This window comes from Streptomyces sp. NPDC001634 (assembly GCF_040298185.1).
Classification (GTDB): Bacteria; Actinomycetota; Actinomycetes; order Streptomycetales; family Streptomycetaceae; genus Streptomyces.
Map to the genome: position 1 here is coordinate 111,027 of NZ_JBEOZU010000023.1, position 17,526 is coordinate 128,552.

The 17,526-nt window shown below is 70.6% G+C and carries 12 protein-coding genes; 3 read left to right on the forward strand and 9 right to left on the reverse strand.

Annotated elements, in window-relative coordinates:
- Window positions 1-53: 53 nt before the first annotated feature.
- From ftsH to nsdA, 6 genes are all read right to left on the reverse strand, one after another.
- Window positions 54-1,985 carry an ATP-dependent zinc metalloprotease FtsH gene (ftsH, locus tag ABT186_RS17840; protein ID WP_351223907.1) on the reverse strand — a complete coding sequence of 644 codons (1,932 nt, stop codon included), beginning with the start codon at window positions 1,983-1,985 and terminating at the stop codon, window positions 54-56.
- 100 nt (window positions 1,986-2,085) lie between these two features.
- A complete protein-coding gene (gene ffh / locus ABT186_RS17845; protein ID WP_351925711.1) occupies window positions 2,086-3,636 on the reverse strand; it encodes a signal recognition particle protein in 1,551 nt (516 codons plus the stop codon).
- A gap of 111 nt (window positions 3,637-3,747) precedes the next feature.
- On the reverse strand, window positions 3,748-6,195 hold the full coding sequence (locus ABT186_RS17850) for a [protein-PII] uridylyltransferase (RefSeq protein WP_351925713.1): 2,448 nt from the start codon (window positions 6,193-6,195) through the stop codon (window positions 3,748-3,750).
- 26 nt (window positions 6,196-6,221) lie between these two features.
- Window positions 6,222-6,560, reverse strand: coding sequence for a P-II family nitrogen regulator (locus tag ABT186_RS17855; RefSeq protein WP_351223901.1), 339 nt, complete (start codon window positions 6,558-6,560; stop codon window positions 6,222-6,224).
- On the reverse strand, window positions 6,557-7,900 hold the full coding sequence (locus ABT186_RS17860; RefSeq protein WP_351223899.1) for an ammonium transporter: 1,344 nt from the start codon (window positions 7,898-7,900) through the stop codon (window positions 6,557-6,559). The genes ABT186_RS17855 and ABT186_RS17860 overlap by 4 nt, the downstream gene beginning before the upstream one ends.
- Before the next feature lie 433 nt (window positions 7,901-8,333).
- Window positions 8,334-9,809 carry a transcriptional repressor NsdA gene (gene nsdA / locus ABT186_RS17865; RefSeq protein WP_351223897.1) on the reverse strand — a complete coding sequence of 492 codons (1,476 nt, stop codon included), beginning with the start codon at window positions 9,807-9,809 and terminating at the stop codon, window positions 8,334-8,336.
- A gap of 449 nt (window positions 9,810-10,258) precedes the next feature.
- On the opposite strand from nsdA, the gene ABT186_RS17870 reads away from it, so the two are divergent.
- On the forward strand, window positions 10,259-10,924 hold the full coding sequence (locus ABT186_RS17870) for a bifunctional DNA primase/polymerase (RefSeq protein ID WP_351223895.1): 666 nt from the start codon (window positions 10,259-10,261) through the stop codon (window positions 10,922-10,924).
- Window positions 10,925-11,064: 140 nt separating this feature from the next.
- Here ABT186_RS17870 and ftsY read toward each other — a convergent pair whose 3' ends face one another.
- Window positions 11,065-12,267 carry a signal recognition particle-docking protein FtsY gene (gene ftsY / locus ABT186_RS17875; protein ID WP_351223893.1) on the reverse strand — a complete coding sequence of 401 codons (1,203 nt, stop codon included), beginning with the start codon at window positions 12,265-12,267 and terminating at the stop codon, window positions 11,065-11,067.
- A gap of 133 nt (window positions 12,268-12,400) precedes the next feature.
- On the opposite strand from ftsY, the gene ABT186_RS17880 reads away from it, so the two are divergent.
- Both ABT186_RS17880 and ABT186_RS17885 read left to right on the forward strand, forming a co-directional pair.
- Window positions 12,401-13,372, forward strand: coding sequence for an LLM class flavin-dependent oxidoreductase (locus tag ABT186_RS17880; RefSeq protein WP_351223891.1), 972 nt, complete (start codon window positions 12,401-12,403; stop codon window positions 13,370-13,372).
- Between the two features lie 45 nt (window positions 13,373-13,417).
- Window positions 13,418-13,795 carry a hypothetical protein gene (locus ABT186_RS17885; protein WP_351223889.1) on the forward strand — a complete coding sequence of 126 codons (378 nt, stop codon included), beginning with the start codon at window positions 13,418-13,420 and terminating at the stop codon, window positions 13,793-13,795.
- A 120-nt stretch (window positions 13,796-13,915) separates the two neighbouring features.
- On the opposite strand, the gene ABT186_RS17890 is transcribed toward ABT186_RS17885, so the two are convergent.
- Entirely contained in the window at window positions 13,916-15,334 is a 1,419-nt protein-coding gene (locus tag ABT186_RS17890) for a sugar porter family MFS transporter (protein ID WP_351223887.1), read from the reverse strand.
- 236 nt (window positions 15,335-15,570) lie between these two features.
- Window positions 15,571-17,526, reverse strand: a 1,956-nt coding sequence (locus ABT186_RS17895) for an AAA family ATPase (protein WP_351925715.1), incomplete at its 5' end; no start/stop codon positions are given.

Genomic DNA, 17,526 nt, shown 5'->3' on the forward strand with positions numbered 1-17,526 from the left:
CAGTCCGCAGAAGACCGTCAGTCCCCAGAGGACCGTCAGTCCGCAGAAGACCGTCAGTCGTCCTTCCGCAGACGCACGACGCCCGCGATCCGGTACGCCTCCGCCTCCTCCAGCGTCTCATTGATCAGGAGCGCCTCGGCCAGTGCGTCCAGCTGTCCCCGGTGGTCGCGGAGTTTGCGGCAGGCCTCCTCGTAGCAGTCGTCCACGATGCGGCGCATCTCGCCGTCGATCACGTCCAGTGTCTGCGGCGCGGCCGACAGCCCGTACGCCTGCTGCGCGTCGCTCGGGAGCGCCGACAGCCGGCCCACCTGCCCGCTCATGCCCCAGCGGGCGACCATGCCGCGGGCGATGTTGGTGACCTGTTCGAGGTCGTTCTCGGAGCCCGTGGTGACGACACCGAAGACCACCTGTTCCGCCGCCATGCCGCCCAGGGCTCCGATGATGCGGCCGCGCAGATACTCCTCCGTGTACGAGTACCTCTCGGCCTCGGGGGTCGACAGTGTCACCCCGAGCGCCCGGCCGCGCGGCACGATCGTCACCTTGCGGACCGGGTCGGCGCCCGGCTGCAGCATGCCCAGCAGAGCGTGCCCGCTCTCGTGGTACGCGGTGCGCCGGCGCTCCTCCTCGGGCATGACGAGCGGCCGTTCGGCACCCAGCTGCACCTTCTCCAGCGCCTCGGACAGATCCGACTGGGTGACCCGGTCCTGCTTGCGCTTGACGGCGAGCAGCGCCGCCTCGTTGGCGAGGTTGGCCAGATCCGCACCCGTCATGCCCGGGGTGGTGCGCGCCACCTGGGCCAGGTCCACGTCCGTGGCGAGCGGGATGTCCCGCGTGTGGATCCTCAGGATCGCCTCGCGGCCGCCGCGGTCCGGAGGGGACACGCTGACCACCCGGTCGAAGCGGCCGGGACGGGTCAGCGCCGGGTCCAGGATGTCGGCGCGGTTCGTCGCCGCGATGACGACCACGCCCTCCGAGCCGGAGAAGCCGTCCATCTCCGTGAGGATCTGGTTCAGCGTCTGCTCGCGCTCGTCGTGGCCGCTCACCGACGGGCCGCCACCCCGCTGCCGGCCGATCGTGTCGATCTCGTCGATGAAGATGATCGAAGGGGCCACCTTGCGGGCCTCCGCGAACAGCTCTCGGACCCGGGACGCGCCGACGCCCACGATCATCTCGATGAACTCGGAGGCTGAGGCGGAGAAGAACGGCACGCCCGCCTCGCCCGCCACCGCCCGCGCCAGCAGCGTCTTGCCCGTGCCCGGCGGACCGGTCAGCAGCACGCCGCGCGGCATCTTCGCGCCCATCCTGCGGTATTCGTCCGGGTGCTCGAGGAAGTTGACGACGTCGTCCAGCTCGCCCTTGACCTCGTCGATTCCGGCCACGTCGTCGAACGTGGTGCGCTGGGTGCCCGGCTGCAGCTCGACCGGTTTGGGCGGAGCCTTGCGGCCCAGCATGCCGCCCGCGCCGCCCAGGCCCGTCGTCCTCACCCGCCGCGCGATGAAGATCCACAACGCGATCAGGAACGCCATCGGCAGCAGCGAGAGCAGCAGGTTGGACAGATAACTGCGCTCCTGCACCACCGGCTGCGCGGTCACCGTGACGTTGCGCCTGCTCAGGTTCTGCCAGAGCTTGTCGTCCGCGAAGGCGGGGCGCTGTGTCTTGAACTTGGTGTACTTCCCGCCGCCCGGCTTCGGCTGCGCGGTTCTGAGCTGGCCCTGGATCGCGTCGCCCTTTGAGTAGATCTTGGTGACGTTGCCGTCGTTGACCTGCCTGCTGAACTCCGTGTACGCGATCGTCGGCTCATTGGCCCTGCTGAAGTAGGACAACGCGCCGTAGGCCACGAGGAAGACGATCACCGCGGCGGCGATCAGAGCCCACCAGCTGCCGCGCATCCTCCGGCCGCCCGGGCGCCTGGACGGCTCCTCCGGAGTGCCCTCGGTACGCCACGGCTGGTCCGGTGCCTTGCGTGGCGGAGCAGGGTTGCCCATATGTCGGACGTTACGGCACATGACGGACACCGGCACGCGCTGAGGGCGCCCCTCCGCAGAGGGACGCCCTCGGTGTGGTACAGCAGGGACCGTCGTGACGTCAGCCCATGAACTTCTTGAACTCGTCCGGCAGCTCGAACTCCTGACCGCTCTGCTGCGGCAGCCCGAAGGCGCCGCCGCCCTGGGCCGCGGCCGCGCGGCGCGCGGCCTCCTCCTGCTCCTGCTGCTTGCGCTTCATCGGGTTGCCGGAGCGTTGCTTGCCCTTGGCCTTCTTCGGCTGCTTCCTCGTCCGGCCGGGGCCCCCGCCCATGCCCGGGATCCCCGGCATGCCGGGCATACCGCCGCCCTGGGCCATGCGGGACATCATCTTGCGGGCCTCGAAGAACCGCTCGATGAGTCCCTTGACAGCGCTGACCTCGACACCGGAACCCTTGGCGATACGGGCGCGGCGCGAGCCGTTGATGATCGTCGGGTCCTGGCGCTCACCCGGGGTCATCGACTTGATGATCGCGGCGATGCGGTCGACGTCCCGCTCGTCGAGGTTGTTGATCTGATCCTTGATCTGGCCCATGCCCGGGAGCATGCCGAGCAGCTTGGAGATGGAGCCCATCTTCCTGACCTGCTCCATCTGGGCCAGGAAGTCGTCCAGGGTGAAGTCCTGGCCCTTCTTGGACGCCAGCTTGGAGGCCATCTTCTCGGCCTCTTCCTGGCTGAACGTCTTCTCCGCCTGCTCGATCAGGGTGAGCAGGTCACCCATGTCGAGGATGCGGGAGGCCATCCGGTCCGGGTGGAAGGCGTCGAAGTCCTCGAGCTTCTCGCCGATCGACGCGAACATGATCGGCTTGCCGGTGATCTGCCGGATCGACAGGGCCGCACCACCGCGGGCGTCACCGTCGAGCTTGGACAGGACCACGCCGTCGAAGCCGACGCCGTCGCGGAAGGCTTCGGCCGTGTTGACGGCGTCCTGACCGATCATCGCGTCGACGACGAACAGGATCTCGTCCGGCGAGACCGCGTCACGGATGTCCGCGGCCTGCTGCATCATCTCCTGGTCGATGCCCAGGCGGCCGGCGGTGTCCACGATCACGATGTCGTGGACCTTGGTCTTCGCGTGGTCGATGGAGTCCCTGGCGACCTTGACCGGGTCGCCGAAGCCGTTGCCCGGCTCGGGCGCGAAGACGGCCACGCCCGCGCGCTCGGCGACGACGCTCAGCTGGTTGACCGCGTTCGGGCGCTGCAGGTCGGCCGCGACCAGCAGCGGCGAGTGGCCCTGCTCCTTGAGGTGCTTGCCGAGCTTGCCCGCGAGGGTGGTCTTACCGGCACCCTGCAGACCCGCGAGCATGATCACGGTCGGGGGCTGCTTGGCGAAGCGGAGGCGGCGGGTCTCGCCGCCGAGGATCGTGACCAGCTCGTCGTTGACGATCTTGAGAACCTGCTGGGCCGGGTTCAGCGCCTTGGAGACCTCGGCGCCGAGGGCGCGCTCCTTGACGTTCTTGATGAAGGTCCGGACGACCGGCAGGGCCACGTCGGCCTCGAGAAGCGCGATACGGATTTCGCGCGCGGTGGCATCGATGTCCGCTTCGGAGAGCCGTCCCTTGCCGCGCAGGTTCTTGAAGGTCGCTGAGAGGCGATCGGAGAGAGTATCGAACACGGCGCTCGCGGTCCTCGGGGTCGGTGGCTGGCAGGACAATCGCCCTCCAGGGTATCCGGACGCACGCGGTGGGGTCTCCACCGCGTGCGTCCGCAGCAGGAAAACCGCGCGTCAGCCGCGCAGCGCCTCCTCCAGCGCCCGTGCCACCGACGCCGCCTCCTGCCCCGGCAGGGGGGCGCCCGTGGCCGTGGTCACATAGAAGGCGTCCACGGCGTTCGCGCCGAGCGTGGACACATGGGAGCTGCGCACCCTTACGCCCGACTTCTCCAGCGCCCGCCCGATCCGGAACAGCAGCCCCGGTGCGTCCTGGGCCCGTACCTCGATCACGGTGGCGTGCCGCGACGCCGCCGGGGCGACCGTCACGCGCGGCGGGGGCGCCACCACGCCCCGGCGCCGGGGGTAGGCCGCGTCCCGCTCCGCGAGGCGCGCCGCGATGTCCAGGGAACCGTCCAGGGCCCGTACGAGGTCGGCGCGCAGCCGCGCGGCCTGCGGCAGGGAGCCGTATTCCGCCGCGACCCGCCAGTCGAGCAGCAGGACCGAGCCTTCGTGGACACCGTCGGGCAGGTCCAGGGCCCGCAGCTCCGCCGTACGGACCGTGAGGCGGTGCATGGCCAGCACGCCCGCCACCGCGGGCAGCACGCCGGGCTGGTCCGGTACGGCGATGAGCAGCTCCACGCCGAGGGGTTCCGGTTCGCCGGACGGCTCCTCGGCCTGCGGCTCGGTCTGTGCGCGCAGCGCCAGGACCGGGCCGCCCGTGCGGAACGCCTCGACGGCGAGCCGCTCCTGCTCGGCGGTGGGCGAGGCGGCCTCCGGTTCGGCGGGCTCGTCGCCGGCGAGCAGCGCCGAGACCCGCTTGACCAGGTCCGTCACCAGCGCGCCCCGCCACGACGACCAGGCCGCGGGCCCGGTGGCCAGCGCGTCCGCCTCGGTCAGCGCGTGCAGCAGCTCCAGCGTGCCCTGCGAGCCGACGGCCTCGGCGACCGAGCGCACGGTGGCGGGGTCCTCCAGGTCGCGCCGGGTCGCCGTCTCGACGAGCAGCAGATGGTGGCGTACGAGGGTGGCGAGGACGGCGACGTCGTCGCGGTCGAAGCCGATGCGGCCCGCCACGTCCCGCGCGATGATCTCGCCGGCGACGGAGTGGTCGCCGGGCCAGCCCTTGCCGATGTCGTGCAGAAGCGCGGCGACCAGGAGGAGGTCGGGGCGGCCGACCCGGCGGGTCAGCTCGGAGGCGCGCACGGCCGTCTCGATCAGGTGCCGGTCGACGGTCCAGACGTGCACGGCGTTGCGCTGCGGACGGCAGCGCACACGTTCCCAGTCGGGCAGCAGCAGGGTGATCAGGCCCTCGGCCTCCAGGGCCTCCCAGACCTCGACGGTCGGGCGGCCGGAGCCCAGCAGGGTCACGAGCTGTTCGCGCGCCTCGGCAGGCCAGGGCGTGGGCAAGGGGCGTGCGGCATTGGCCATGCGCCGTACGGCGTGCAGGGAGAGCGGGAGTCCGGCCTGCGCGGCGGCGGCCGCGGCGCGCAACGGGAGCACGGGATCACGTTCGGGGCGCGCGACGCGAGCGAGCACCACCTCGCCGTCCTGTTCCACCACGCCTTCCGCCAGCGGGGACCGCTCCGGGGCCGGTTTGCCGCCGCCGAGCATGGCGCGCAACCGCGGCCGCACGGCGCGCGATCGCAGGACACGCCCCACCTCGCGCCACGTCACATCGCTCGCATACGAAATGACGCGCGCCGCCTCGTACACCTGGCGCAGCAGCGTGTCGGCGTCCAGCAGGCCGAGCTCGGCGGCGACCTGGTCCTGCTCCTGCAGGGCCAGCCGGTCGGTGGCGCGCCCGGTGGTCAGATGCAGCGCGTCACGGACATCCAGGAGCCTGCGCCGGGCGTCCGCCAGTCCCTCGCGAGGGGCGTCCGCCAGCCAGGAGGCGGCCACCGCGCGCATTGCCGTGACGTCGCGCAGCCCGCCCCGGGCCTCCTTGAGGTCCGGTTCCAGGAGGTACTGCAGCTCGCCCTGCCGTTCGGCGCGCTCGGCGCACAGCTCCTGAAGCTCGGGGAGACGTTTCGGCGCCTGGTTGCGCCAGTCGGCCAGGACGGCCGTCCGCAGGCCCGCGGTCAGCCCGAGGTCACCCGCCAGGTGCCGGGCGTCCAGCAGGCCGAGCTGCACCTTGAGGTCCTCGGCTGCGGTCTTGCGGGCCTCCGCGGGAGTGCGGACGGAGTGGTCGAGGGCGAGGCCCAGGTCCCACACCGGGTACCAGATGCGGTCGGCCAGGGCGGCGACCGCCTTGCTGTCGCTGCCGTCGTGCAGCAGGAGCAGGTCGAGGTCACTGCGCGGGGACAGCTCGCCGCGGCCGTACCCGCCCACCGCGACCAGGGAGACGCCACGCAGTCCCTCGGCGCCGGCGGCGTACAGTTCGGCCAGCCAGTCGTCCGTCAGTTCGGCGAGGGCCGCACGGCGCGGCGGCCCGGACCGCGCCCCCTCCTGGAGGAGGCGCAGCCGGGCCGCCGCGTAGCCGCTGGGTCCCGAGTCCTCTGCTTCCGTACGTACGTCCGTACTCGTCACCCAGCGACTCCTGTTCCGTTCATGCCTTACAGCGCGTCGGGGCCGCGCTCGCCGGTCCGGACCCGGACGGCCGTCTCGACCGGAATGGACCAGACCTTGCCGTCACCGATCTTGCCGGTGCGAGCCGCCTTCACGATGACCTCGATCAGCTGCTCGGCGTCATCGTCCTCGGCCAGCACCTCGATGCGGATCTTGGGGACGAGGTCGACCGTGTACTCCGCGCCGCGGTAGACCTCGGTGTGTCCTCGCTGACGACCGTAACCGCTCGCCTCGGTGACCGTCAGACCGTGTACCCCGAAGGCCTGCAGGGCCTCCTTGATCTCGTCGAGCCGGTGGGGCTTCACGACGGCGGTGATGAGCTTCATGCGTCCACCTTCTTGCTCTGCGTGGCGGCGGCCAGGGCCGACACGGCGCCACCGACGATGCCGCCTCCCGCGCCGCTGAAGTCGTATGCGGTCTCGGCGTGCTCGGCCTGGTCGATGCCGGAGACCTCCTCGTCCTCGGTGACCCGCATACCGATGGTCTTGTCGAGGATGAAGGCGAGGATCGCGGCGCAGATCAGGGAGTAGAACAGGACACCGAAGACACCGGCACACTGAATCCAGAACTGGTGCATGCCGCCGCCGTAGAAGAGGCCCTTGACGTCGGACTGGCCCTTGCCGCTGGCGAAGAGACCGATCAGCAGGGAGCCGATGATTCCGCCGACCATGTGGACACCGACGACATCGAGCGAGTCGTCATAGCCGAACTTGAACTTCAGGCCGACGGCCGCGGCGCAGGCAACACCGGCGATGACGCCGACGGCGATCGCACCCATCGGGGAGACGGCACCGCCGGACGGGGTGATCGCGACCAGGCCGGCGACGGCGCCGGAGGCGGCTCCCAGCGTGGTGAACGCGCCGTGGCGGATCTTCTCGTAGGCCAGCCAGCCGAGCATGGCGGCACCGGTGGCGATCTGCGTGTTGACGAACATCAGCGGGCCGACGCCGTCGTCGTTGCCGAGCCAGGAACCGGCGTTGAAGCCGAACCAGCCGAACCACAGGAGACCGGCGCCGAGCATCACCAGCGGGAGGCTGTGCGGGCGCATCGGGTCCTTCTTGAAGCCGACGCGCTTGCCGATGACGAGGATCACGCCGAGCGCCGCGGCACCGGCGTTGATGTGCACCGCCGTACCACCGGCGAAGTCGATCACACCGAGCTTGAAGGCCCAGCCGCCGGTGCCCCAGACCCAGTGGGCGACCGGGAAGTACACGACCGTGGCCCACAGGGCGAGGAACAGGGCCCAGGCCGAGAACTTGACGCGGTCCGCGACGGCGCCGCTTATCAGGGCGGGTGTGATGATCGCGAACATCATCTGGAAGATGGCGAAGACGAAGACCGGGATGGTGTATCCGGGCCAGAGGTCCATCTTGCCGATGCCGCTGAAGCCGAGGTAGTCGGAGGTCCAGCCGATGAGCGAGCCCTTGTCGGTGCCGAAGCTCATGGAGAAGCCGTAGAGCACCCACAGGATGGTGACAATGCCCATGCTGATGAAGTTCATCATCAGCATGTTGAGGGTGCTCTTGACGCGGACCATGCCCCCGTAGAAGAAGGCGAGGCCCGGAGTCATGATCAACACCAGGGCGGAACAGATCAGCATGAAGCCTGTGTTGGCGGACGACAGCTTGGGTGCGTCCGCCGCAAGCATGATGGCGGCTGGTGCCATCGGCGTCTCCTCGTCGGTTGGTACGGCCCCGTGCGGGCGAAGCCTGGGAGCGGTCCGGGGGGTGGGCCGGTTATGCGCCATGAGATTGGCGCAGCGCCGTTTCGGTCGAAGCCCCTCGATGTTTCGCCGCAGTGACGAAGGCGCCGTGCGTGTTACGCGTTGATGAACTGCCGGATGTCGGACACGTCGATCGTTATCGTGACGCAACCTTCTGTGAGAGGTGCTGCGCAGGGGAGCGTTCTTGCCGGTTCGGCGCCGATCCCGCGGATCCGGCCGATCGCGGCGGGCAGTCCCCGCTCCATGGTCACCGTATGCAAGCCGGCCACGACCGGCATCCGATGACCTGGCTGGGGGAGCCGAGTCGGGCAGTTCGGGATGGCGGCCGCGGCCGGGGTCCTTGGGGCCCTTGGGTCTCCCGGGGCCCGTGGGAGGGTCAGACCGCCTCCGCGGTCTCGGGCAGGTGGGCGGCGAGGTGGTCGGTCAGTTCGACCACCTCGGCAAGATCGCCGAAATCGCGTACGGCTGTGTCCACGGTCTTTCGAATACGAGTGTTGACGCGTTCGGACCGCACCTTTCTGGCGATTTCCATGGCCTGCCTGGCGAGCACCGCACTCTCCCGCGGCTCCCGCTGGAGAAGGTGCACGGTGGCCATGCCGATGAGGTTGAGTGCGTACGACCGCTGGTGCTCGGTGTCCTGGGCGAAAAGGTCGACCGCCTTCTGCATCAGAGGCTCGGCGAGGGACGCGTAGGTGGGGCTGCGGCCCGCGACATACGCAAGGTCGCGGTAGGAGTGGGAGTTCTCGGCGTGCAGCTCCGCCTCCGAGAAGAAGCGGATCCAGTCGGGCTCCGGCTCATGGAACTCGAGCGCGTCGGCGAAGGTGTCCTCGGCCATCCGGACGGCCCGCTTGCACTTCCCGGGCTGGCCCATGTTCGCGTACGCGCGGGCCTCCATCGCATACAGCATCGCCTGGGTGCGCGGGCTCGCGCAGTCCCGGCTGCCGTACTGCGCGAGGTGGACGAGCTCCAGGGCGTCCTCGGGCCGGCCGAGGTGGATCATCTGGCGGCTCATGCTGGAGAGGATGTACGAGCCGAGCGGCTTGTCGCCCGCTTCCTTGGCGGCGTGCAGGGCGAGGACGAAGTACTTCTGCGCGGTGGGCTGCAGTCCGACGTCGTAGCTCATCCAGCCGGCCAGCTCGGCCAGCTCGGCGGCGACCTTGAACAAGCGCCTGGCGGTGGACTCGGGCTGAGGCTCCTGGAGGAGGTCGGTGACCTCGTGCAGCTGGCCGACGACCGCCTTGCGGCGCAGGCCGCCGCCGCACTGGGCGTCCCACTGCCGGAACATCACGGTGGTGGTCTCGAGAAGGTCCATCTCGGGCTTGGAGAGCCGGCCACGGCCACGCCCGTAGGACGGGGGCTCGGGCTCCTCGCGCGGGGCGGCGGGGCTCGGCACGAGCCAGCGCTGCATGGGCTCGATGAGGGACGGGCCGGCGGACAGGGCCAGCGAGGTCCCGAGGAAGCCGCGCCGCGCCAGCATCAGGTCGCTGCGCGAGAACTCACTGATCAGCGCCACTGTCTGCGGGCCCGTCCAGGGCAGGTCGATTCCGGACACGGAGGGTGACTGGTGGGCGGCGCGCAGCCCGAGGTCCTCGACGGCGACCACACAGCCGAAGCGCTCGGAGAACAGCTCCGAGAGGATCCGCGGAATCGGCTCGCGCGGGTTCTCCCCGTCGAGCCAGCGGCGCACCCGGGAGGTGTCCGTGGAGATGTGATTGGCTCCCAACTGGCGGGCCCTGCGGTTCACTTGACGCGCCAGCTCGCCCTTCGACCAGCCACTGCGCACGAACCATGAGCCGAGCAGCTCATTGGGGCGCTTGTCAGCGTTCGCTCCGCTTCCGCCGTTACCGCCCACTGGAACGCCCCCATCCCTGAAACCACCTGCGCGCTGCATGCGCCAAGCCCTACCAGAATGCCGGTGCACACAGTCCCGCGTCCGGCGGTTCACAGTCGTCGGACGGGAACCCGACTTGCCTCCGGCATACCCACGAGTGCGTGCGTCCCCAGGACTCGTGCACTCAAAGTAATCCTACGATCACTGGTCCAGCCATGGCGATTCCAGAAACGCCACCATTCGCCACCCCTTCGAATGAACTCACGGTCGCCTGTGCGCGATTCACTTGACACATGACGGCCGGAAGTGGATGGAGCGGTGCATTCACCGGCGCGCATCACCGAACACACCACCCGGGGTGCACCTGGGCGCCGCCCGCACCACACGGTCACGACCGACCGGATGGAAACACAGAGTCACGATTTGCTTCCGTCTCGTAACCACGGCGCGCTGAAACCGTTGGAGGGGGCATGGGCTTCACGATCGGCGGCACGCGGGCGATCCGCGAAATCCGGCCCGGCGCACGGCGCCGGAGCCGTTCGTCGGAGTGCACTGCCGTGGCGGAGTACACCGGCCTGTGGGGCTGGGAGGTGGTGCCCGGCGCACGGGCGCTCGCGGGGGCGTGCTCGTGCGGCAGGACGGACTGCGCCGCGCCCGGCGCACATCCGCTGGACTTCGCTCCCGTCGTGCGCGCCGGCGCCACGCTCGACGAGGCCACCGGGACCTGGGCCGAGGTGCCAGGCGCCGCGGTGATGCTGCCGGTCGGCCGGGCGTTCGACGTGATCGAGGTCGCCGAGGCGGCCGGGCGGCGGGCGCTGGTCCGCCTGGAACGCATGGGACTGCCCCTCGGCCCGGTGACGGCGACACCGGACGGTCGCGCCCACTTCTTCGTCGCCCGGGGCTCCGCAGCCGAGCTCCCCGAGCTGCTGTACCGGATGGGCTGGGACGACGACGCGACCCTCGACCTGCACGCCCTGGGCCCGGGCGCGTTCATCACGGCCCCGCCCTCGGACCGCGGCGGCCTCGGCCCGGTCCGCTGGCTCCGCTCCCCCGCCCTCGACTCGGCGACGAAACCACCGGCCGCGCGCCTGCTGATCGGCACGCTGGCGTATGTGGCGCACCGCTCACGTGCTTGACCCTGCCGCGTGGCAACCCTCACACGCCCGGCCAAGTCGGGTGGCAACAGCGAAGGGCCCCGTCCGCATCTGCACCATGCGCCGGGGCCCTTCTCCTCGTACGCCGTCGGTGACGCCGTACGTCTTGTCGTTGTGTGCCGTCAGTCGCCGATAAGCGCATCCACGAACGCTCCCGGTTCGAACGGTGCCAGGTCGTCGGCGCCCTCGCCGAGACCGACCAGCTTCACCGGCACGCCCAGCTCGCGCTGGACCGCGACGACGATGCCGCCCTTGGCCGTGCCGTCGAGCTTGGTCAGCACGATTCCGGTGATGTCGACGACCTCGGCGAAGACACGGGCCTGGACGAGACCGTTCTGCCCGGTCGTGGCGTCGAGGACGAGCAGCACCTCGTCCAGCGGGGCGTGCTTCTCGACGACGCGCTTGACCTTGCCCAGCTCGTCCATGAGGCCGGTCTTGGTGTGCAGACGGCCCGCGGTGTCGATGAGCACGACGTCGTAGCCCATCTCCTTGCCTTCCTTGACCGCGTCGAAGGCGACGGAGGCGGGGTCGCCGCCCTCCGGGCCGCGCACGGTGTAGGCGCCGACCCGCTCGCCCCAGGTCTGCAGCTGGTCGGCGGCGGCGGCACGGAAGGTGTCCGCGGCGCCGAGGACGACGGTACGGCCGTCGGCCACCAGCACGCGGGCGAGCTTGCCGGTGGTGGTGGTCTTGCCGGTGCCGTTGACGCCGACGACCATCACGATGCCGGGCTTGGTGGACTCGGGCTCGGTCTTGACGATGCGGTCCATGTCGGGGCCGACCAGGGTGAGCAGCTCCTCGCGCAGCAGCCCGCGCAGTTCCTGGGGCGTCCGGGTGCCGAGCACCTTCACGCGCTCACGCAGCCGCTCGACCAGCTCCTGGGTGGGCTGCACGCCGACGTCGGCGGTGAGCAGCGTGTCCTCGACCTCCTCCCAGGTCTCGTCGTCGAGGTGCTCGCGGGACAGGAGCGTGAGCAGCCCCTTGCCGAGCGCGTTCTGCGAGCGGGAGAGGCGAGCACGCAGGCGGATCAGACGGCCGGCAGTGGGCTCGGGGATCTCGATCGGGGGCGCCTCGACGACGGGCGGCTCCTCGACGGCGACGGGAGCGGAGCCCTCCGGTAGGTCCACCTCCTCGATCGTCCGGCGCTCCTCGTCGCGCGGCGTCTCGGCCTCGTCGCCGATATGCGGCTCGGCCGGAGGAGCGGTGATGTCGGGCGTCGTGGGGGGCGCCGGGGGCAGCGGCTTCTTGCGGCGACTGCCGATGACGAGCCCGCCGAGCACGGCCACCACGACCACGGCGATGACTACAGCAAGGATGACGGTTTCCATAACGGGTCCAGTATGCGCGACCGGCCGCCGGCCGGTTCGGCGGCGACTCCGGGGTGCGTACCCCTGGTCGTCTGACGCCCCGTCAGCTAAGTTCCCCGCACACCCGCCCGGCGAAGGTGAAGGGGGCCTTTCCATGCCTGTCACGGTCGTACGCTTCAACCTCGTCGAGCCCGGCGCCACGCCCGCCTCGCTGAGCGCTCGCTACCGGGCCGCCGTGGAGATGGCCGCGTACGCCGACGACCGCGGGATCACCACCGTGCAGACGGAGGAGCACCACGGCGTGGCGAACAACTGGCTGCCGTCGCCGTTCGCCTTCGCCGGAGCGGTCTTCGGCGCGACCCGGCGGATCGCGGTCACCGTCTCCGCGGTCATCGGCCCGCTGCACGACCCGCTGCGGCTGGCCGAGGAGATCGCCGTGCTGGATCTGCTCAGCGGCGGCCGGCTGGTCACCGTCGCGGGCATCGGCTACCGGCCCGAGGAGTACGCCCTCTTCGACGTCGAGTGGAAGCGGCGCGGCGCGCTGCAGGACGAGCTCCTGGAGACCGTGCTCAGGGCATGGACGGGTGAGGAGTTCCAGTACCGGGGCCGCACGGTCCGCGTCACCCCGCGCCCCTGCACCGAGCCGCACCCCTTGCTGCTGGTCGGCGGGTCCTCGAAGGCGGCGGCCCGGCGCGCCGCCCGGCTGGGCCTGCCCTTCTTCCCCAGCGCGCACCTTCCGGAGCTGGAGGCGTACTACAAGGAGCGGCTCGTCGAGTACGGCACCGAGGGCTGGACGATGATGCCCGCCGCCGAGACCCCGCTGCTGCACATCGCGGAGGACCCGGACCGGGCGTGGGCACAGTACGGGGAGCACTTCCTGCACGAGGCGCGGACGTACGCCTCCTGGCAGTCCGGGGACATCCGGTCGGCCGTGAAGTCGGCCGCGGCGACCGTGGAGGAGCTGCGCGCCGAGGGCGTCTACCGGATCCTCACCCCGGAGGAGTGCGTGGCGCAGGGCCTGGACAACCTCGTACTGCATCCGCTGGCGGGTGGGATGCCGATGGAGGAGGGGTGGCGGAGCCTGCGTCTGTTCGCAGACGAGGTGCTTCCGGCGCTGGGCGACTGACCTGACCGATGGTCCGGCCGAGGCCGTGGATGATCCACTGGGCCCATGAGTCTGACAGTGGAAGTGTTCGTCCGCGAGCCGGACGGGGAGATGCGGATTCTCGATGTGCCGGACGACGTGTACCGGTCGGGCGGCTTCGAGTCATGGCGTACGACAGTGTGGGGATCGGAGTTCGTGCGCTCGCTGGGCGCCCGCCTCCTGCCCGTGCTTGCCGGCAACGACCTCCATGTTGAGGCCGGGGAGGTGCCGGATCTGCTGCGTGAGGTCGCCCTCTTGCGCACCCACCTGGACGCGATCGCCCTCGGCACGGAGCGACCCCGGACCCTGGAGGAACACCGCGACGGCATCGGGGACCGGTTGCGGATCATCGAGGAGAGCGCCCGCAAGGCCCTCGAGATCGGCGGCGGCGTCCTGATCTGGTGAGCCCCCGGACGTGACACCGCCGCCCCCGGCTCGGGCAGTGGCCGGACCGGGGGCGGCGGAGGAGTACGAGGAGAGGGGCAGCGGGGACTTGGCCCTTCTCCTCGAGCCTGAAGGGGCGGGTCAGCCCATCTCCTCCAGCGACTTGCCCTTCGTCTCCTTCACGAACTTCAGGACGAACGGGACGGAGAGCGCGGCGAAGACGGTGTAGATCACGTAGGTCGCGGAGAGGTTCCAGTCGGCCAGCGACGGGAAGCTCGCGGTGATGGCCCAGTTGGCGATCCACTGCGCGGCGGCGGCCACGCCCAGGGCGGCGGCGCGGATCTTGTTCGGGAACATCTCGCCGAGCATGACCCAGACGACCACACCCCAGGACAGGGCGAAGAAGAGGACGAACACATGGGCGGCGACCAGGGCGGTCCAGCCCTGGGCGCTGGGCAGCTTGCCGTCGACGAGGTGGTACGAGAACGCCCAGGCCTCCAGGGCGAGACCGACGGCCATGCCGATGGAGCCGATCAGCGCGAGCGGCTTGCGGCCGACGCGGTCCACGAAGATCATCGCGATCACGGTGCCGACGATATTGATGATCGACGTCGTGAACGAGTAGAAGAACGAGTCCGTCGGGTCGACGCCGACCGACTGCCACAGTGTCGAGGAGTAGTAGAACGCGACGTTGATGCCGACGAACTGCTGGAAGACCGACAGGCCGATGCCGATCCAGACGATCGGCTTGAAGAAGAAGCCGCCGCCGAGCAGGTCCTTGAAGGCCGACTTGTGCTCGCTGTTCATGGCGTGCTCGATCTCGGCGACGCGGGCGTCCAGACCGGCGTGGTCGCCCTCGACCTCGGCGAGGATCTCACGGGCGCGCTCACGCTTGCCGACGGAGAGCAGGAAGCGCGGGGACTCGGGGATGGCGAAGGAGAGCAGGCCATAGAGGACGGCCGGGACGACCATGACGCCGAGCATGACCTGCCAGGCCTCCAGGCCCAGCAGCTTGCCGCGCTGGTCGCCGCCGGCGGCGTTCAGCAGACCCCAGTTGACCAGCTGCGAGATGGCGATGCCGACGACGATCGCGGCCTGCTGGAAGGAGCCGAGCCGGCCGCGGTAGGCGGGCGGGGCGACCTCGGCGATGTAGGCGGGGCCGATCACGGAGGCCATGCCGATGGCGAAACCGCCGATGATGCGCCAGAGGGCGAGGTCCCACAGGGCGAAGGGCAGTGCGGAGCCGACGGCGCTGATGGTGAAGAGGACCGCGGCGATCTGCATGCACCGGATGCGGCCGATGCGGTCGGCTATGCGGCCGGCGGTGGCGGCGCCGACGGCACAGCCGATCAGGGCGATGGCGATGACCTGGGCCAGCGCGGCGGAGCCGATGTCATAGCGGTCCCGGATGGCCTCGACGGCGCCGTTGATCACGGAGCTGTCGTAGCCGAAGAGGAAACCGCCCATGGCGGCCGCCGCCGCGATGAAGATGACGTGCCCGAGATGTTCGGGGTGAGCCGTCCTGGCTCCTGACTGAGGTGCCTGCGCTGTGCTGGTCACGTGGTAACTCCTCGGGCCACCGGCAACGTTGCCGGGGGTGGGGGGCGAGCCCTGACAGGTAGGGCGGCACACCGCTCAAACCTGAAGGTAAAAGCAACGTTGCAGAGACTATGCCTTCAAGTTTCGAAGTCAATAGGCCCTCTGCTGTGAACTTTCAGCAACGGCGTCTTCACATTGGATTCAAGAGTTGAAGTCACTGAAAGGCGCAGGTCGCGACCGGTGTAGGCGGCACGTATCTAGCGCAGCCGCTGGGAGATGACCTTCGACACACCGTCGCCCTGCATGGAGACGCCGTACAGTGCGTCGGCGACCTCCATCGTCCGCTTCTGGTGCGTGATCACGATCAGCTGCGAGGTCTCCTGCAGCTCCTGCATGATGCGGATCAGCCGCTGCAGGTTGGTGTCGTCGAGCGCCGCCTCCACCTCGTCCATGACGTAGAACGGGCTGGGCCGTGCCTTGAAGATGGACACGAGCAGCGCGACGGCGGTCAGCGACCGCTCACCGCCCGAGAGCAGGGAGAGCCGCTTGACCTTCTTGCCCGGCGGACGCGCCTCGACGTCGACGCCCGTGGTGAGCATGTTGTCCGGGTCGGTCAGCACCAGCCGCCCGTCGCCGCCCGGGAACAGCCGGCTGAAGACGCCCTCGAACTCACGGGCCGTGTCCCGGTACGCCTCGGTGAAGACCTGCTCGACCCGCTCGTCGACCTCCTTCACCACCTGAAGCAGGTCGGCGCGGGTCTTCTTGAGGTCCTCCAGCTGCTCGCTGAGGAACTTGTGGCGTTCCTCCAGCGCCGCGAACTCCTCCAGGGCGAGCGGGTTGACCTTGCCGAGCTGCTGATAGGCCCGCTCGGCGGCCTTGAGCCGCTTCTCCTGCTCGGCGCGCACGAACGCCCGGGGCCGGTTGCGCGGGTGCTCGGGGTCCTCGGGCAGTTCCTCGCCCTCGGCGGGCGGCGAGGGCGGCACGAGTTGGTCGGGGCCGTACTCGGCGACCAGCCCCGCCGGTTCGACACCGAGTTCCTCCAGCGCCTTGGTCTCCAGCTGCTCGATACGCAGCCGCTTCTCGGCACCGAGCACCTCGCCCCGGTGGACGGAGTCCGTGAGCTTGTCGAGTTCGGCCTTCAGATCACGGCCCTCGGTGCGGGCCGCGGTGAGTTGCTGCTCGCGCCGGGCCTTGGCGGCGTCCGCGGCGGCGCGCTCCACTTCCGCCCTGCTCAGGGACACCTCGACATGGGCGAGGAGCTGCCGGGCACCGGAGGCGACGGCCTCGGCGACGGCGGCCTCGTGCCGCATCCGGGCCCGCCGCTGCTCGGCACGCGCGCGTGCCTCGCGTTCGGCGCGTGCGCCCCGGTCGAGGGCATCGGCGCGTCCGGCCAGGCCCTTGACCCGCTCCTCGTGCGTACGGACCTGGAGCCGGGCCTCCATCTCGGTCTGCCGCGCGTTCGCCCCGTCGGCGGCGAGCCGGTCCCGTACGGAGGTGTCGGGTTCCTCCTCGACCGGCATCTCCTCGGCGACGGCGAGCCGCTCGGCGAGTTCCTCCACTTCCTGCAGGGCCTTCTCCAGGGCCTCCTGCGCCCGGGCCGCGGCGGCGGTGGAGCGCTCGGCCTCCCCGGCGGCGCCGCGTGCCTGTCCGGCCAGCCGGCCCAGCTGCTGCGCGACAGCTGACTTCTCCCGCTCGGCCGCCCGCCGCCGCTCCCCCAGCTCCTCGACAAGGGCGGCGCACTCCTTGCGACGCTCCCCCGCAAGCCGCTGCTCCGCGGCCAGTTCCTCGCACCTGACGGCGAGTTCCTCCAGTTCGGCCGCGGCCTCGTCCACGGAGGCCTGCACTTCGAGCAGGCTCGGCGCCCCGGCCGACCCGCCGTGGGCGAAGTGCGCCCCGAGGAGATCGCCCTCGGCGGTGACGGCGGTCAGGTCGGGCCGCGCGTAGACGAGTTCCTCGGCGTCCTCCAGGGTGCCGACCACGACGATGCCGCGCAGCAGCCGCCGTACGGCGGGCATGAGCTCGGCGGGGCCGCGGACGAGATCGGCGGCGAAGGGGGAACCGTCGGAACGGGACTGCCGGGGAACGCCGGCCGGACTACCCCATGCCTCGGCGGCCTCGCCGCCACGCGTGTCGCCGCGTGGGGAGTCGGCGGCGCCGGAGCCCCCGCCGAAAGCTGCCGGCTGTGCGGCCGCGGGGTCGGTGCCGTGCCCGTG

Bases quoted from the DNA above. Each gene is read 5' to 3' on its own strand.
- ftsH (WP_351223907.1), bottom strand. From the start codon at position 1,985: ATGGGCAACCCTGCTCCGCCACGCAAGGCACCGGACCAGCCGTGGCGT.
- ABT186_RS17855 (WP_351223901.1), bottom strand. From the start codon at position 6,560: ATGAAGCTCATCACCGCCGTCGTGAAGCCCCACCGGCTCGACGAGATC.
- ABT186_RS17860 (WP_351223899.1), bottom strand. From the start codon at position 7,900: ATGGCACCAGCCGCCATCATGCTTGCGGCGGACGCACCCAAGCTGTCG.
- ABT186_RS17870 (WP_351223895.1), top strand. From the start codon at position 10,259: ATGGGCTTCACGATCGGCGGCACGCGGGCGATCCGCGAAATCCGGCCC.
- ftsY (WP_351223893.1), bottom strand. From the start codon at position 12,267: ATGGAAACCGTCATCCTTGCTGTAGTCATCGCCGTGGTCGTGGTGGCC.
- ABT186_RS17880 (WP_351223891.1), top strand. From the start codon at position 12,401: ATGCCTGTCACGGTCGTACGCTTCAACCTCGTCGAGCCCGGCGCCACG.
- ABT186_RS17885 (WP_351223889.1), top strand. From the start codon at position 13,418: ATGAGTCTGACAGTGGAAGTGTTCGTCCGCGAGCCGGACGGGGAGATG.